The organism is Pseudomonas sp. GW821-FHT01E05, assembly GCF_059422425.1.
Genome location: NZ_JBWKWW010000008.1, coordinates 1 through 16,619, shown reverse-complemented (window position 1 = coordinate 16,619; position 16,619 = coordinate 1). Strand labels below are relative to the sequence as shown.

Here is a 16,619-nt window from a genome sequence, read left to right as displayed (position 1 = left end):
CATGTCTGATACTTGTTCTGCGCCGATCATCGGCATCGACTCCCATGCTCATGTGTTCAACCGCGAATTAAACCTGGCCACTGCCCGGCGCTATACCCCTGGCTATGACGCAACGCTTGGGGAATATCAAAAACACTTGCGAGCGCATGGCCTGAGTCATGGCGTGTTGGTCCAGCCGAGTTTTCTCGGCTCCGACAACAGTTATCTGTTGGCGGCGTTGCAACAGGCGCCAGCGCAGTTGCGCGGTGTGGTGGTCGTGGAGCCAGACGTCAGCCGCGACACGTTGAACGACATGGCTCGACTGGGCGTGGTCGGCGTTCGCTTGAACCTGATGGGCAAAGCCTTGCCTGACTTCTGCGATCCAGCCTGGAAAGGCTTCTTCGGCCACCTCGCTGAGCTGGACTGGCATGTCGAACTGCATCGTGACGTGGCAGATTTGCCGGCGCTGATTCGTCAACTGATCCCGTTCGGCATCAAGCTCGTCATCGATCACTTCGGTCGTCCCGATGCCCGCTTGGGTGTCGATCAGTCCGGGTTTCCCGAGTTGCTGGAATTGGGGCTAAGCGGGCAGATGTGGATGAAGGTCTCCGGCATCTATCGGCTGGCGGGTACGCCTCAGCAGAACCTCGGATTCGCCCGGGCGGCATTGCCGCTGCTGGAGCAGAGCTTCGGCCTGCGCCGGTTGGTGTGGGGCAGCGACTGGCCGCATACACAACATGAAGAAAGCGTCGGTTTCGGTACTGTGATCGAACAACTGCAAGCACTGGAGTGTTCGACGCAGCTGATGCGTTCGTTGCTGGTCGAAGCGCCTCGGGTGTTATTCGGGTTTGAAGAAAGGGAGGCCTGAAGCTGCAACGAGAGATCAAGGGAGCTCCCGGTGCGGGGCTCCATAAATCGTCCGTGATTTTCGCCTGTACAGCTTTGGGAGTCCCGAGCTTGGCCGCTTCAGCCGATAGCTGCCAGTTCGTACGTCGATGGACGCGATTTAAAGTTGCCAGAGCTTTCTGGCTTGCCGGGTTGGTGCTTGGAGAACCCCGGCTTCGGTTATCAGGGCCGGATAAACTATCTATGGAATGGCAACACCCGGGGGGAGGTGGTCAACGAGTTTGTTTATCACGTAAAGGAGCGCAAGATGAGCTACTGGACATTCGAATGACGTGTCGCAGTCGGCTGGCATGTAGCCATCTCGGGCATCATGGGTAAGGACATTTCACCGAATACGACGAGCGCGTTCGCTGTCGACGGCAGGGGCCGGAGGAGGCGTTTTGAAACCATTCCTGCTCAGACCTGGCGCCTCAACTCTGGACATGTTGCTTCAAGCGTGGCTGCCACGCCGTGACGCTGTTCCGCAAACTTTAACGGAAAAAGCTGTCATCCCAGGCATTCCCAATGCTCGCTACAGGTTGGACCACGACCTGACTCCGTTCATTCAGGATGCGATTCAGGCCAACAAACGCGAGAGCGAGGCGCTCGCCAGGGCCGGGAAACCGAACAACATCCTGCCGCTGGCAAATATGCTGGCAGTTTCGGGGGGCGGTGACGCAGGCACATTCGCAGCGGGACTCATTACGGGATGGACCGCGCACGGGACTCGCCCCCTGTTCAAGGTCGTCACGGGCATTAGCGCGGGCGCCCTGGTCGCCCCGTTCGCTTACCTGGGGTCTGAGTACGACGGCGTCATTCGGGGTATTGCCAACGCAATCGGTCCAAAAGACGTTTTTCATTCGCGAAACGTGCTAACCCGTCTTGCTAGCGACGGTATAGCGGACAGCAAGCCACTGTCGCGGCTCATTACAAAATACGTCACTGCGCAGATTCTTGCGGCGATCGCGTCGGAATACGCCAAAGGACGAATCCTGCTGATCGGCACAACTGACCTTGATTCAGGGCGGCCAGTCACCTGGAACATGGGCGCTATTGCCTCCAGCGAAGCGCCGGGAGCGCTCGGCCTCTTTCGCAACATCATGATCGCGTCGATGAGTATTCCCGGTGCAGTCTCACCCGTCATGATCGATGTGGACGTTGACGGCAAACAGTTTCAGGAAATGCACGTGGACGGCGGGGTCATCACTCAAGTGTTCCTTTACCCACCTGGCACCTTGATGGCGATGAACAGAGTCAGCGGAGCACCTTTTCGACTTGAACGTAATTTCTATGTCATTCGCAATGGGAAACTCGAGCCGCAATGGGCTGGAACGAAGCGCCGTACGTTGAGCATCGGCGGTCGAGCCATCAGTGCATTGATTCAAACTCAGGGGATCAGCGACCTGGATCGAATCTACCGTATCGCGCGGCAGGATGGGGCGGACTTCAATCTTGCGTACATCGGCTCCGACTTTTACTTTCCGCACAATCAGAAATTCGATGGCGAGTACATGAAGCGTTTATTCGATTACGCCTTTCAACTCAGCGCGAAGGGCTATCCGTGGCATAAATCGCCGCCGAGCGAAAAGGCGTTAGAGAGGCCCGGTTCTCTGGCTCCCCTATGAGCAATACAGGTCGTCCGGGAGAGCCGGGTCCAGCCGTGCTTGGGCGTGATGAGTGACAGACTTTTCAGACCAGCATCAGCCGCCACGACTCGACGATTTCACGGCCGATACGCCGCAGCCTGGACAGCCTCCGTCCCTTGGTCGCAAGGTGTCGACAGATACGGTCGGTGGTGACTGTACCCGATAGCCGCTGGGCAGCCTCTCAAGGTCAGGCAGGAAACCCATGAAGGCAGCCAATTGAGCAGCATGTACATCAGGTCAGAGTGAAGAAGTAGCTCAACTACAAGGCCAGGGTGGTGCGCGCCCGGCCTTCGCCAAAGAGTGCCTGGCCGGTGGAGACGCGCGCACTGCCGGCCGCCTGTGTTGCTGGCGCAAGGCCGCCGATTTTGAAGTCGAGAATCCCACTTCAATTCTGAACAAATATGGACATAGGCATTAGCACTGAGTGCTTCATGGATAATCCCTATCAGGTAAGCACGTCGGTCCATAAGGCATCGACAACTGACCCTGTGTTAGCTCGAGTCACGTGTATCCTGGGGAAGTTTTTCAATGCATTACCTGGACCACCCTGTAGGCAATGTTAACCATCGCAGCCTGTTCAGCCTGCCGCCGATCTGCGAGAACACCACCGCGATCCCCGATGCGCAGGTCCCGGACCTTACTCCTTCGACGCTTCTCCTGACCGGCTTCGGTCATCAGGACACTTTGATCGCGCGCTCGATTGAAAACCGTCAACGACAGTTGGAAGTCAAGATGCGTTTTGGTGAGTCGATTGGCCAAGAGACGCCGGCTGAGCGGTTTTGTGCCACTGCGCTTTATCAAGTAAGCGGCGGTGTCAGTTCAACTCTCGATTACGACAGAGCGGCTACGGCAAAGCGCTTCAAGGACAGGCCTGACTTGATGCCTTATACCTTGGCAGACTGCCTGCATGAACTCGGTTACTGGAACGAGCTTTATCTGTTGCGCAAGGCCTGCGGGGTGCCAGGGGACAGGCACACTGAGGCAACGATACGCGAGTGGTTCATATTCGAAGTACTGGCGCAAATCAAGCCGCGCAGCCGAGAGGAAGCACAAGCCGTCTATCAATACATCATTGATCACGACCTGGAAGACCAGCGCGGTAGCCGGGCCATCATCAAAAACCTGATTGGGTGATCTGATTACGATCACCGTGCCTGTACTCGGGCCCTCCGCACAGCGCTCGGTAGTGCCTACAGACCATGTTTTCGAGACGATTCCTGGGTCGTGAGCTGATGGGCCTGGAACCCGATCCAGCCATGGTTTGACCTGCCAGCTCGCTGAGATCCGGTTCATACAACAACAATCGAGGCCGTCAATTGCGATGGCCCAGGAGTCTTGCATGTCTATTGTTTCTGATACTGCCTTCGACACCCGTGCGTTTCTCCGGGCCCTAGGCAATTTTGCAACAGGCGTGACTGTTGTCACGGCGGCCACTGAAGATGGGCGCAAGGTAGGCGTGACGGCCAACAGTTTCAACTCGGTATCGCTGGATCCGCCGCTGATTTTGTGGAGCATCGACAAGCGCTCCAGCAGTCATGAAGTGTTCGAAGCCGCCAGCCACTTTGCGGTTAACGTACTGGCTGCCGATCAGATTGATCTTTCGAACAACTTCGCACGGCCCAAGGAAGACCGCTTCGCCGAAATTGAATTCGAGGCGGGCGAAGGGGGGGCGCCGGTCTTTGTCGACTGCTCGGCGCGTTTCCACTGTGAAAAGTTTCAGCAAGTCGACGGTGGCGATCACTGGATCATGATCGGCAAAGTGGTGGCGTTCGACGATTTCGGACGTTCGCCGTTGCTCTATCACCAGGGCGCCTATTCGATGCTGTTGCCCCACACCCGCATGACAAAACGTGAAGAGGGGCAATTGCCATGCAGCCACTTCCAGGGCCGCCTGAGCCACAATCTTTATTACCTGATGACCCAGGCGTTGCGCGCCTGTCAGGCCAGTTACCAGCCACGTCAATTGTCCACCGGGCTGCGCACCAGTGAAGCGCGCATGCTGATGGTGCTGGAGAACGACGCCGGTCTGAGCATGGCCGATTTGCAGCGGGAAGTGGCGATGCCTGTTCGAGAGATTGAAGAGGCGGTGGCCAATCTCAAACGCAAGGGGCTGGTCAGTGACGAGGGTGATCGGGTACGTCTGACCCGCAAAGGGATCGACGAAACGGAAGGCTTGTGGGCCATTGCCCAAGAGCAGCAGGACAAAGTCTTCAGCCAGTTTGGCCAGGCACAAGTCGAGCATTTCAAAAGCGTGCTCAAGGGTGTGATTCAAGGAGTCTGACGGTCGCTTGTCACTGCCGACCAGGCGGATTGCGCCGCATCTTGGGCATCACGCTGCCCTGATTCCCCCCCTGAACCGGCAGGCCACCGCTACGCCAGGATAATGCGTTTGAGCCTGGCGTTCAGTGCGGCGAACGCTGCTTCGGTACTGGCCCTGTGGTTGGTGATGAGCAGGTCAATGCGTTCTGGCGGGCAGAAGGCGACGCGGCTCTCCACGCCGATCTTGCTGTAATCGGCGAGGATGACCACGCGCTCGGCATGGTCAGTCATGGCGCGCGCCACTTCGGCTTCACGGTGGTCGTAGTTGCTGGCACCGCGCTGGGCATCGATGCCAACGGGCGACAACAGCGCGAGGTCGGCCCGATAGCGGCCAATTTCCGCTACTGTGGTGCCACCGACCGTAGCCGGAGCACGGTCGTCGAGTGAACCGCCCAGTACGATCACCTCGTTGTGCTGGCCGCCCGGCACGGCGGGATTGCGCAATTGCAGTGCCACGTTGAACGAGTTGGTGATCACGGTTAACCCGCCCAGCTTGGCCAGCTCTTCGGCAAGGATGACCGTGGTGGTGCCCGCGTCGATAAACACAGTTTGTCCGTGCGACAGCAGGCTGACCGCGGCGCGCGCCAGGTCACGCTTGAATTTGACGTTGATGTGCGCACGCTCGGCGATTGGCGCCTCGTCCTCGACGCGGATGGCGCCGCCGTGTATCCGCTTCAACTCCCCCAGTTCTTCCAGAGCGACCAGATCGCGCCGCACGGTCTCGCGTGAAACATTCAGCTCCGTGACGATGCGGTCGGTGGTAACGCGCTGCAAGGTCGATAGCAGTGCGCGGATCCGCTGGTAACGCTCTTCTTGCCACATGCCGGGTGTCCCTGCTGTTGAGTCGCTGTCCGAGCACGCATTGTGGGGGGGGATCGGTCACTGTCAAGTTCGACTCGGCCCTGTAAACATTGCTCAGGCGCAGCCTGCGAATCATGAAAGTGTAATATTGTGGCAATATTGTATTTTTGTGTATTTGAAGATAGCCTCGTCGCCGGACGGTTTTTCCCTCTCGTCCATATTTCGAAACACGCTTTCGCCATCGCCTCGGTTGTAACCTCTCGTCTAGAAGTAGGAGCTATGCCATGCAGCGTCGCCAGTTTCTGAACACCCTCGCCACCGTTTCCGTTGTCAGTCCGCTGTTGTTGTCATCACGCATAACGCAAGCCGCCACGCCCCCAGCCACGCCGAGCGAGCTGGACCCGGCGCGCTGGTCGCCACTCAACAAAAAACGCCTGCAGGCGGTGATCGACCAGCACGGCGTCAAGAGCCCGTCCTACCGCCCGGAGCAGCGCCCATACGCGGTGTTCGACTGGGACAACACCTGCATCATGAACGACTGTGAAGAAGCGCTGCTGGTCTACCAGATCAATCATTTGCAGTACAAGCTGACGCCCGATGAGTTCGCCGCCGTGCTGCGCCAGGACGTGCCGAACGGCCCGTTCATGAAGGACTACACCACCGTGGACGGTAAGCCGGTCAAGATGGAAGACATCGCCAGCGACGTGGAAGCCGATTACCGCTGGTTGCACGCCAACTACAAGGGACTCGCTGGTGACAAGAGCCTGGAGGAAATCCAGACCAGCGAGCAGTACAAGGACTTCCTCGCCAAGCTCTATTTCATGTATGACGCGATCTGCGACAGTTACCCGGTGGAGATCGGCTACAAGTGGATTCTGTACTTCTACAAGAACATGACCACGGCCGAATTGCAGGCGATGGCCGAGGCCTCGAACAACTACGCGATCGGTGACGCGCTGCGCAAGGTCAAATACGAGAGTTCCCGCACGCTTTCGGGCAAGGCAGGGGTGGTGGCGGACACCCACTTCCATGGCATCCGCATCCATGAGGAGATCCGCGGCTTGATGCACTCGCTGCGCGCCAACGGCATCGACGTCTATGTCAGCACCGCCTCGATCGACGATGTGGTGCGGGTGTTCGCCGGCCATCCCAATTACGGCTACGGCGTGCCGCCTGAGAACGTGATCGGCCTGCGCATGGCGATGGAAGAGGGCAAGTACACCAGCCGCTATCTGCCGGGCTGGCACTTCAATTACGGGCCGGGCAAGACTGTCGGCATCAACAACGTGCTGGTGAAACAAAAGGGCTACGGCCCGGTGCTGGTGGCCGGCGACAGCGACGGCGATGCCTGGATGCTGCGCGATTTCAACGACACGGCGGTGGGGGTGATCGTCAACCGCATGAAGAAGGGCGAGATCGGCACCGACAGCCAGCAGGCCGCCACCCAGCTGGGCACCCCAAACGCCCGCTTCATCCTGCAGGGGCGCGACGAGCACACTGGCCTGATGATCCCGGACGAAAAATCCCTCAAGTACGGCAAAAGCGAGCTTAAGCTGCTGGCTTGATGGCACTGGCTCGCGGGTGGTTGGCTGCCATCCGCGAGCCGCAATGCAATGGCTGGAAAATCAAGAGGGCGTCCACCGCCTCCATCGCTCAGAGCCCGGTCAGGCTTCAACAGCAACTGACCGAATTCGCGCACTGCGGCAGTTTCCCGACTGCATCCCATGACACGCTAAGTGCATGACGAATAACCCGGCTGCCAAGTTGACTTGATCGGTGGCGTGCACTGTCAGTTTGAGCGTTCGGCATTATTAGCCGCCGCTTTTTGATTGCTTGCCACCGCCTGTGCATGTTCAGACTGCTGGTAATGCGCCATGGAGGAATCAGCCGCGGCCTCCATTCTTTCCATTACCTTGTCGCTACCGCCTTCGGCCATCGCAGCTACAGAGGCACTCATCAGGGTGACAATCAAAAATGCTTTAAGGGCTTTCATGGGGGAACTCTCCAGTCTTCGGGTTCTGCCAGAGCGAAAGCTTGCTGGCTTGAGCTAATTCTGAAGCGAGCCGTATTTCAGCCCGTTCCCCGGCACATGAATTTTTTGACAGTAAAGCTATTTGTGCTCTTTTTTCCTTCTTCAGATCGCTTCGGATAACTGAGTCGCTGCGGATTCCCGCTGGATCCGCTTGAAGTACGGCATTAAAAGATTGAAGTGATCTTGATAATTGGAGAAGTAAGCAGTTGAGCGCCAATCAATCGGTCTGAAGCCGATGCAGGTCGACCTGTCACTGTACCGGCGCGAGCATTGCTTTTACCGTTCCCTCTATTTCAAACACCCCCGCACGTTAAACAGCCATTAAAAAAAACGCCCCTTTGGCCCGGATAACATCGTTTCTCCAGAACATGGCTTTTGACTATATTGGCGCCCAGATCAAGCGAATCAGCAAACATTCGCCACCATTCAATGCGGGTAGTCTTAATGAAAATAAAACCTGACAGCGCAGGGCTTGATAACGCCGGAACGGGGACCAAAGTTGTCTGGGGCGGGGAGCAAGTCAGGCATCCCTACAACGCCACGCAAACACCCATCGTGGTCAGCGCCGCATACGGTTACGACGATATCGATGTCTGGTACGACGTGGCTCTGGGCAAGAGTCCAGGCTTTATTTACAGCCGCATGAGCAACCCCACGGTGGAGACGCTCGAGGCGAAAATCCGCGAACTTGAAAATGCGGAATCAGCCGTGGCATTCAGCAGCGGCATGGCCGCGATCAGCAGTGTCCTTTATACCTTCCTGTCCCATGGCAATCGGCTGGTTTCAACCAAGGACAGTTACGGTGGCACCAACAAGGTTTTCGAAGAGTTTTTGCCGCGCATGGGGGTCGATGTCACGTTGTGTGAAACATTCGATCAAGAAGAAATCGAACGGGAAATCGCCAAAGGCTGCGATCTTCTCTACCTGGAAACACCCACCAATCCGACGCTGAAAATAGTCGATATCAAACGCCTTGTAGCGGCGGCCAGGCGCGTCGGCGCCCTGGTGGTGGCGGACAATACTTTTGCCACCCCCTTGAATCAGAACCCGCTGGCGCTGGGCGTGGATGTAGTTGTTCATAGCGCTACCAAGTTTCTCAGTGGCCATGGCGATGTACTGGGCGGCTTGGTGTGCGGTGCCGAACCGTTGATGGCGAAAGTTCGCCATTACCGGGAAATCAATGGCGCCACGCTCGATCCGTTCTCGGCCTATATGATCATTCGTGGCATGAAGACACTCGCACTGCGGGTGCGCCAGCAGCAACACAGTGCCCGCGCCCTGGCAGAGTTCCTGAGTACTGAACCCTTGGTGGAGTCGGTGAACTATCCCGGCTTACCCAATCACCCGAACCATGACGTCGCTTGCGCGCAAATGCGCGGGTTCGGGGCAATCGTCAGTTTTGTCGTGGCCGGTGGCATGGACACGGTCAAAGTGCTGTTGCCACGCTTACGCTTTGCTCACTGTGCCGGGAACCTGGGTGCGGTTGAAACCATCTATGGGCCGGCCAGAACAACCAGCCATGTGGAAAACACCCTGGAAGAGCGTTTAGCCCTGGGTATTTCTGAAGGGTTGGTGCGTATTTCCGTTGGCATCGAAGATACCGATGATCTGGTTGATGATTTGAAACAGGCTTTTGCCTGGGTCAGAAGTTTATGGGAGGAACAGGCAATCTCGAAAACCCAATCAATATTGAATGAACCTTGCGCTGAGGTAGCAAACTGACGTTTAAACGTTAATGCCTCACGACAAGGCAGTCGCTGAGGAGTTCATGAAGAGGAATAATAATAAAATTTAGCGGCAAACTGGTTGTATTACTGCCCGGTAATTTACTGCAGGAACTTATTTTGCCCTAATAACTTTCATGAGAGTCAACTATGTCCATAAAAGAAGAACAAATAAGTACCCGTGCCGGTTTCAAACAGGAAATGCAGACCCGCCATATTGTCATGTTGGCGCTGGGCGGAGTTATTGGTACCGGGCTATTCCTGACATCCGGATACACCGTCAATCAGGCCGGCCCATTGGGTGCGGTAATCGCTTACATCATCGGCGCGGTGATGGTCTACATGGTCATGATGTGCCTGGGTGAACTGGCGGTGCAGATGCCGGAAACCGGCTCATTCAGTACCTACGCAACACGCTTCCTCGGGCCGGGTACCGGCTACACGGTGGCCTGGCTTTACTGGTTGACCTGGACGGTAGCGATCGGCTCCGAATTTACCGCAGCGGGTATCCTGATGGCGCGTTGGTTTCCGAGCACGCCGGTATGGATCTGGAGTGCGTTGTTTTCCATGGTGGTGTTCCTCAGTAACGTCGTGTCGGTCAGGCTGTTTGCCGAGACGGAGTTCTGGTTGTCGCTGGTCAAGGTACTGACGGTATTGGCGTTCCTGGTGGTCGGTGGCGGGGCGATCATTGGCGTGTTTCAAATCGATCAGGCGCACAGCATCGGGCTAAGTAACTTCACCCGCGAGGGGCTGTTCCCTACAGGTTTCATGTCGATTGCCATGACCTTGCTGGCGGTGTCCTTTGCTTTTTCCGGCACCGAGCTGATCGGTATTGCCGCGGGCGAAACCAAAGATCCTCAGCGCAATGTACCGCGGGCCATCCGCACCACCGTACTGCGCCTGGCGATCTTCTTCGTAGGGACCATTTTCGTTCTGGCGACGTTGTTGCCGCGCGAGCAGGCCGGATTGGTCGAGAGCCCGTTTGTGACGGTGTTCACCTATATCGGTATCCCGTACTCCGCCGACATCATGAACTTCGTGATCATCAGTGCACTGTTGTCCGCCGCCAATTCCGGGTTGTACGCCGCTTCGCGCATGCTCTGGACGCTGAGTGATCAAGGTCATCTGCCGAAGCAGTTCTCTGCGTTGACCCGCATGGGGACACCGTTCAATGCCATCGTGGTCAGTATGGTGGGCGGTGCGGCATCGCTGCTGAGCAGTGTGTTTGCCCCCGATACCATCTACCTGGCGCTGGTTTCGATTTCCGGGCTGGCGGTGGTTGTAGTGTGGATGAGCATTGCCGCGAGTCAGATCGCGTTCCGTCGCCATTATGTGGCCAATGGCGGCGATATCAGGGACCTCAAGTTTCGCGTACGGGGGTATCCATGGGTGCCGCTGGGTGCGCTGGTCTGTTGCAGTCTGGCCTGTGTGGGGATCGCCTTTGACCCTGAGCAGCGTGTGGCACTGTACTTCGGCTTGCCGTTCATCGCCTGGTGCTATTTCGTGTATTACATTACCCGCAAGAACCGCGAGCGTCGCTTGTCGGTTGCCCCCTTGGCACAACCGTCCGATGCGTTCTAAGCGGTATCGACGATGTGGGCAACAGCGCTTGGTGCAGGGGGCGTCAATGAGGTCCAGGCAATGAATCAAAAGACGTTACCCCCGCTCAATTGGCTTCGCGCATTTGAGGTATCTGCCCGCTGTTTGAATTTCACCCATGCGGCCGAAGAGTTGTTTTTGACCCAAGGCGCGGTCAGCCAACAGATCCGGCAATTGGAAAGCCACCTGGGTGTGGCACTGTTCAAACGCTTGCCCCGTGGTTTGGGTTTGACCGAAGAAGGTCAGTCGTATTTGCCTGTCGTGCAAGATGCGATTACGCGATTGGCGGTCGGCACCAATGAAATTTTTGGTCAGCATAAAAGGCGACCGATCAAGGTGCGTGGCAGCCTGTCTTTTTTCGTGCACTGGCTGGCGCCAAAGCTGGTCGACTTTCGCCAGGCTAATCCGCATGTGGATATACGCTACATCAGCAACATCTGGGTAAAGGAACTCGATGGTGAGGACGACATGGAGATCCGCTGGGGCCACGGACAATGGACAGGCCTGGTGTCTCAGCGCCTGACCTGGGACACCTTGTTCCCGGTCTGCTCGCCGGGGTTGATGGCGAGCGCGCCGCTGGAGGTGCCAGGCGACGTGGCCCGGCATCCTTTGCTGCACGTGTTGGGGTATGAAGAAGGGTGGGGGTACTGGTTGAAAATGGTCGGTGCAGACGCTGTCGATTCGTCGACGGGCATGCAGTTCGATACCCTCATTTCGACGTTGCGCATGGCTGAGCTCGGCCAGGGTATCGCCCTGGCTCGCTCATCCATGGTCGATGAGATGCTCCAGGACGGTCGTCTTGTCGAACCCTTCGCACAGCGGATCGAGGCCAGCGAGTCCTTTTACCTGGTACGCGGTTCCGGAGCCGATCAGCATCCCGATGCGGTCATGTTTTCCACCTGGCTGGTCGAGCAGGCACATCGTTACAAATGAATGGCCGGAGTCAACCATGCGCTATGTGAGTACACGAAGTTTGGCCGTGCAGGCCGATTTCGAGAGGGTCGTATTATCCGGAGTCGCCGACGACGGCGGGCTATTCGTGCCGGTCAGCCTGCCGCTGTTCAGCGCGCAGGAAATCGCCAACTGGTCAACGTTGCCCTATGAAGAACTGGCCTATAGGGTCATGAGTCCGTTCGTAGGCCAGTCAATCCCCGAAGTGGATTTCAAACGTCTGCTCAAGGAAGCCTACAGCACCTTCAGTCATCGCTCCGTCGCGCCCTTGCATCAGGTCGACAGGAACGAATGGGTACTGGAGTTGTTCCATGGACCGACACGTTCCTCGAAAGATTTTTCTGCCCAGCTGCAAGCGCGCCTGGTCGACTATTTCCTCGTTAAACGCCAGCAGCGTGCGGTCATGCTGGGGGCGACCAATGGGGATACCGGGCTTGCCGCCATCGAGGCGTTCAAAGACTGCGACGAAACCGCCGTGGTGGTGTTCTACCCGCAAGCCGGTGTGCCTGATGATCAGCTGCAGCATCTGCAGGCTGCCGCTCACCCCAGGCTGCACAGATTCGCCGTGAACGGCAGCTTTGACGATTGCCAGACCATCGTCACCCGGTTGTTGCGACAATGGCCATCCGCGCAGTGCGAGGCGATCAGTTTCAACTCGAACAACTGGGTCAGCGTGATGGCGCAGTTGGTGTTTTATTTTCACGCCGTGCTGCAACTGGGCGGTGGTCAGCGGCCGATCGGATTCAGCGTGCCGGCGGCCAGTTTCGCCGAAGTCTATGCGGGCTATATCGCGCAAAAGATGGGCCTGCCGATCACCCAAATGATCGTTGCCACCAATCGGAACGACGCGCTGCACCAGCTGTTTCTGAAAAACCATTACTCCAGGTCGCGGGCCAGCAAGAGCTTGTCGCCAGCCATGGACCTGTCGATTTTTTCCAATCTCGAACGCTTTCTGTGGGAGCTCTACGGGCACGATCATCAGGCAGTGAGCGCGCTGATGACAGAGTTCGAGGCCCATGGCGAGATGACCATCGCCAATGAGTTCTGGTTGCAGGCACGGATGATCATCGACTCTTACTCAGTCAGCGATGACGAGACCCTGAAGGAAATCACCACCCTCTACCGTGATACCGGATATGTCATCGACCCTCATGCAGCCACAGGCGTTCTGGCGGCCCGGCTGTACCGCAGAAGCCTGGCGGCGCCGATGGTCACACTGGGCGAGATCTCGCCAGTCAAGTCAGCGGCGTTGCTCGGTGAGCTGGGGATCACCTCGGTGCCACAGCGAAGCCCGCTCACGGTTCAATCGTCGCAGCAGGTTTACCGCATTCAGCCCGACGACATCGAAACCATCCATCAAGTGCTCCGCGGTCTTTGAAGACGCGACAAGGGGGCTAAGTGAAGCGAATTCTGGATCCGCTCGATGAGCGCATCATTGCCGAGCTCAGGCTGAATGCCCGAGCTGCTCACGCCGAGCTGGCGACCAAAGTGAACCTGTCGCGCAATGCGGTGCGACAGCGCATCGAACGGCTCGAACGCGATGGTGCGATACAGGGATATACGCTACGCACGGGCGTGGGGCATCAGTCATCAGCCAATATCAATGCGGTGATATTCGTCTATCGCTATGACCGCATGCGCGGCGCGGAGGTATTGCAGGCACTGCAGAAAATACCCGAAATAATCCAGTGCGATGTGATGAGTGGGGAGTTCGATCTGATGGTGCGAGTCGGCGCTTCGAGCCCCGAGCGGGTGCATAAAGTCTGGAATGAAATATCCGCCCTGTCGGGGGTGGAAAACACCGTGACTTCATTTGTCCTGTCATCTGTTGTTTAGGGTTATTGCCCGTCTGAGAAGCCAACGATTGTTGGCTTTTTTATGTCTGGGCACTTTGCCCGTGCGCTGATCAAAACGGCCATAAAATAGAGCAAATCGCCATATTTCACTGCCATGGCCTCCATCCTAATCTAGAGCCCAACAGCTAATAACCCGGATGGAAGATAACAAAAATGACTGAATACAAACTTGCGTTGGTCGGCTTCGGCGGTGTCAATCGTGCATTGGCTCAGCTCATCGCCGAGCGTAATAAGGCGTGGCAACAAGAGTTCGGTTTTACCTTGAAAATCGTCGGCGTCACTGATCTGTTTCTGGGCTCTGTCATCGGCCGTGACGGCCTGGATGCCGGGCTGTTGGCGAACCTCCCTGCAGTCAAGGGCGCTTTCGCGCAGCTGCCTGGCGGTAATGCCGAAGCCTTCAATGAAGCTGTGATCAAGCATTCCGGTGCAGACATCATCGCCGAAGCAACCTTCACCAACCCTGTAGACGGCGAGCCGGCCACCTCGTTCTGCCGCTGGGCCCTGGAAAACCGCAAGCACGTGGTGACGACCAATAAGGGGCCGATTGCTTTGCATGGCGCAGAGCTGAAAGCGCTGGCCCAGCGCAATAACGTCGCCTTTGAATACGAAGGTTCAGTGATGAGTGGTACGCCGGTGATCCGGCTTGCCAGGCAGTCTCTGGCAGGCAGTTCGATTGTCGGCTTCGAAGGGATCCTCAACGGCACTTCCAACTTTGTCCTCACCAGCATGGAAGGCGGTCTGGGTTTCGCCGAGGCAGTCAGCAAAGCCCAGGAGCAGGGTTATGCCGAAGCCGACCCGACCGCGGATGTCGAGGGGCATGATGTGCGCCTCAAAGTGGTGATTCTGGCCAACGAACTGCTCAATGCCCACTTGAGTGTCAGCGACGTCAGCTGCCGCGGTATTTCGCCCCTGGGCCTGGACGACATTGAGAACGCCCGGCACAACGGCGCGCGCTGGAAACTCATCGGCGCCGCCACGCGCAACGCTGATGGCTCGGTCAGTGCCAGTGTCGAACCCAGGCTGTTGAGCAACGCTCACCCATTGGCCAGCATCGCTGGCGCGACCAACGCGGTGTCGTTCAATACCGGGCTGCTGGGGGCGGTCACCGTATCGGGCCCGGGCGCCGGGCGGACGGAAACCGCGTTCGCGCTGCTGTCGGACATCATCAACATCCATAAGTCGGTTGCGAACAACTAGGAGAAGGCCTGTGAACGTATCGCGCTTGGCCATGGCCGTGGTTGGGAATCAAATCGACGTGTTGAACCCGTTTGACGCAAGCGTCATCGGGTCGGTACCTGATATGTGTGCGTCTCAAGTCCCGAATCTGCTGGCGCAGGGGCGCAGTGGTGCGCAAACATGCGCCGGATTGCCGCGTTATCGCAGGGCTCGGATTCTTGAGCAAGCAGCCCTGAACATCGAGCGGGATGGCGGGGCGTTCGCCCGGCTGATCGTCGACGAGGCCGGTAAAACCATCAAGCAGGCGGAAAAAGAAGTCAAACGTTGCGTCAACACCCTGAAACTGTCCGCGCAAGAGGCCGGGCGCAATGCGGGGGAAGTCGTGCCGTTCGACGCCTATGAAGGCTCCGAGTCGCGGCAGGGCTGGTTCTCTCGGGAGCCGCTGGGCCTGATTGTGGCAATCACCCCTTACAACGATCCGTTGAACCTGGTGGCGCACAAGCTGGGCCCGGCCATAGCCGGCGGCAATGCGGTCATCCTCAAACCGTCCGAGCTGGCGCCTTTGTCGGCGATCAAGCTGGTAGGGTATCTGGTGGACGCGGGTCTGCCGGAGTCGGTGGTCACGGTCGCGACCGGAGGGGCTGCGCTGGGCAAGGCCCTGGTCGCCGCCCGTGAGGTCAGGATGATCTCTTTTACCGGAGGGTTCGTCACGGGGGAGCAAATTGCCCGCACTGCCGGCTTGAAGAAACTGGCCATGGACCTGGGCGGTAATGCGCCGGTCATCGTGATGGGCGACTGCGACCTCGATGCCGCAATCGAGAGTTGTGTATCCGGGGCATTCTGGGCCGCCGGGCAGAACTGCATTGGTACTCAGCGCCTTCTGATTCAGGCTTCTATCTATGAAGCTTTTCGAGACCGGTTCGTCAACCTCTCGAAAACCTTGGTTGCGGGTAACCCGGCATTGGCCACCACGGACATCGGTCCGATGATAACGTTACAGGCTGCTCAGAGTGCCGAGAGGGTTGTGAGCGAGGCAATGCAAGAGGGGGCCAGGCTGCTTTGCGGGCACCAGCGAGAGGGCGCATGTTACGCCGCGACAGTGCTGGAGAATGTCGATCACGCCAGCCGGCTATGGCGCAATGAAGTGTTTGCGCCGGTGGTGGTGCTTCAGTCCTTCGAAACCTTCGATGAAGCCATTGCCCTGGCCAATGAGCCCGAGTACAGCTTGCATGCCGGGATCTTCACCAATGATTTGGGAACGGCAATGAGTGCTGCACGGAGGATCGAAGCGGGGGGCGTGATGATTAACGATTCGTCCGACTACCGCTTCGATGCGATGCCGTTTGGCGGCTTCAAGTATGGCAGCCTGGGCCGGGAGGGTGTTCGCTTCGCCTATGAAGAAATGACTCAACCCAAAGTGGTGTGCCTGAATAATCTTCGTTGATTCATTGTGCTGGGGGGCTGCGCAAGATTGATGCTGGCGTACTGTGAGTGTTCCCTTCTATATATAGGTGCTGACGGCTCTACTATATAGAAGGGTTAAAAACGGGTTCTTTTGGCAATGCCAGTCAGTTAAGACATTACGCGGACAGTAGCAGCTGGCGAAGCCTGCGTCCGGCTGCGCAGCAGTCGTAAAACAGTCACTGCGGTA

Annotated in this window: 14 protein-coding genes; 12 read left to right on the top strand and 2 right to left on the bottom strand. The window is 57.6% G+C overall.

Features of this window, described 5'->3' with window-relative positions:
• Position 1 precedes the first annotated feature (1 nt).
• From AC07W5_RS18355 to AC07W5_RS18340, 4 genes are all read left to right on the top strand, one after another.
• On the top strand, positions 2-847 hold the full coding sequence (locus AC07W5_RS18355) for an amidohydrolase family protein (protein WP_495024032.1): 846 nt from the start codon (positions 2-4) through the stop codon (positions 845-847).
• Between the two features lie 418 nt (positions 848-1,265).
• On the top strand, positions 1,266-2,489 hold the full coding sequence (locus AC07W5_RS18350) for a patatin-like phospholipase family protein (RefSeq protein ID WP_495024031.1): 1,224 nt from the start codon (positions 1,266-1,268) through the stop codon (positions 2,487-2,489).
• Positions 2,490-3,038: 549 nt separating this feature from the next.
• Positions 3,039-3,644: a hypothetical protein gene (locus AC07W5_RS18345; protein ID WP_495024030.1), complete on the top strand. Its 606-nt coding sequence runs from the start codon at positions 3,039-3,041 to the stop codon at positions 3,642-3,644.
• A gap of 205 nt (positions 3,645-3,849) precedes the next feature.
• Complete coding sequence (locus AC07W5_RS18340) at positions 3,850-4,791, top strand: p-hydroxyphenylacetate 3-hydroxylase reductase component (RefSeq protein WP_495024029.1); 942 nt, start codon at positions 3,850-3,852, stop codon at positions 4,789-4,791.
• Positions 4,792-4,880: 89 nt separating this feature from the next.
• Here AC07W5_RS18340 and AC07W5_RS18335 read toward each other — a convergent pair whose 3' ends face one another.
• The gene (locus tag AC07W5_RS18335; RefSeq protein WP_495024028.1) at positions 4,881-5,651 is read right to left on the bottom strand and encodes a DeoR/GlpR family DNA-binding transcription regulator; all 771 of its coding nucleotides are present in this window, start codon (positions 5,649-5,651) and stop codon (positions 4,881-4,883) included.
• Positions 5,652-5,914: 263 nt separating this feature from the next.
• Between AC07W5_RS18335 and AC07W5_RS18330 the strand changes: the two genes are divergently transcribed.
• Positions 5,915-7,195: an HAD family hydrolase gene (locus AC07W5_RS18330; RefSeq protein ID WP_495013598.1), complete on the top strand. Its 1,281-nt coding sequence runs from the start codon at positions 5,915-5,917 to the stop codon at positions 7,193-7,195.
• Between the two features lie 224 nt (positions 7,196-7,419).
• On the opposite strand, the gene AC07W5_RS18325 is transcribed toward AC07W5_RS18330, so the two are convergent.
• A complete protein-coding gene (locus tag AC07W5_RS18325; protein WP_495024027.1) occupies positions 7,420-7,623 on the bottom strand; it encodes a co-regulatory protein PtrA N-terminal domain-containing protein in 204 nt (67 codons plus the stop codon).
• Positions 7,624-8,106: 483 nt separating this feature from the next.
• Here AC07W5_RS18325 and AC07W5_RS18320 point away from each other — a divergent pair, with 483 nt between their 5' ends.
• The 7 genes from AC07W5_RS18320 to AC07W5_RS18290 all read left to right on the top strand — a co-directional run bounded on the left by AC07W5_RS18320 (position 8,107) and on the right by AC07W5_RS18290 (position 16,412).
• Positions 8,107-9,384 carry a cystathionine gamma-synthase family protein gene (locus AC07W5_RS18320; RefSeq protein ID WP_495024026.1) on the top strand — a complete coding sequence of 426 codons (1,278 nt, stop codon included), beginning with the start codon at positions 8,107-8,109 and terminating at the stop codon, positions 9,382-9,384.
• A 152-nt stretch (positions 9,385-9,536) separates the two neighbouring features.
• A complete protein-coding gene (locus tag AC07W5_RS18315; RefSeq protein WP_495013601.1) occupies positions 9,537-10,967 on the top strand; it encodes an amino acid permease in 1,431 nt (476 codons plus the stop codon).
• A gap of 60 nt (positions 10,968-11,027) precedes the next feature.
• Positions 11,028-11,918, top strand: coding sequence for a LysR substrate-binding domain-containing protein (locus tag AC07W5_RS18310; protein ID WP_495024025.1), 891 nt, complete (start codon positions 11,028-11,030; stop codon positions 11,916-11,918).
• Positions 11,919-11,934: 16 nt separating this feature from the next.
• Positions 11,935-13,314, top strand: coding sequence for a threonine synthase (gene thrC, locus AC07W5_RS18305; RefSeq protein WP_495024024.1), 1,380 nt, complete (start codon positions 11,935-11,937; stop codon positions 13,312-13,314).
• 20 nt (positions 13,315-13,334) lie between these two features.
• Positions 13,335-13,772, top strand: a complete 438-nt coding sequence (locus tag AC07W5_RS18300; RefSeq protein ID WP_494995532.1) for an Lrp/AsnC family transcriptional regulator — start codon at positions 13,335-13,337, stop codon at positions 13,770-13,772.
• Between the two features lie 173 nt (positions 13,773-13,945).
• Positions 13,946-14,989, top strand: a complete 1,044-nt coding sequence (locus AC07W5_RS18295) for a homoserine dehydrogenase (protein WP_495024023.1) — start codon at positions 13,946-13,948, stop codon at positions 14,987-14,989.
• 10 nt (positions 14,990-14,999) lie between these two features.
• Complete coding sequence (locus AC07W5_RS18290; protein ID WP_495024022.1) at positions 15,000-16,412, top strand: aldehyde dehydrogenase family protein; 1,413 nt, start codon at positions 15,000-15,002, stop codon at positions 16,410-16,412.
• The last annotated feature ends 207 nt before the right edge of the window (positions 16,413-16,619 follow it).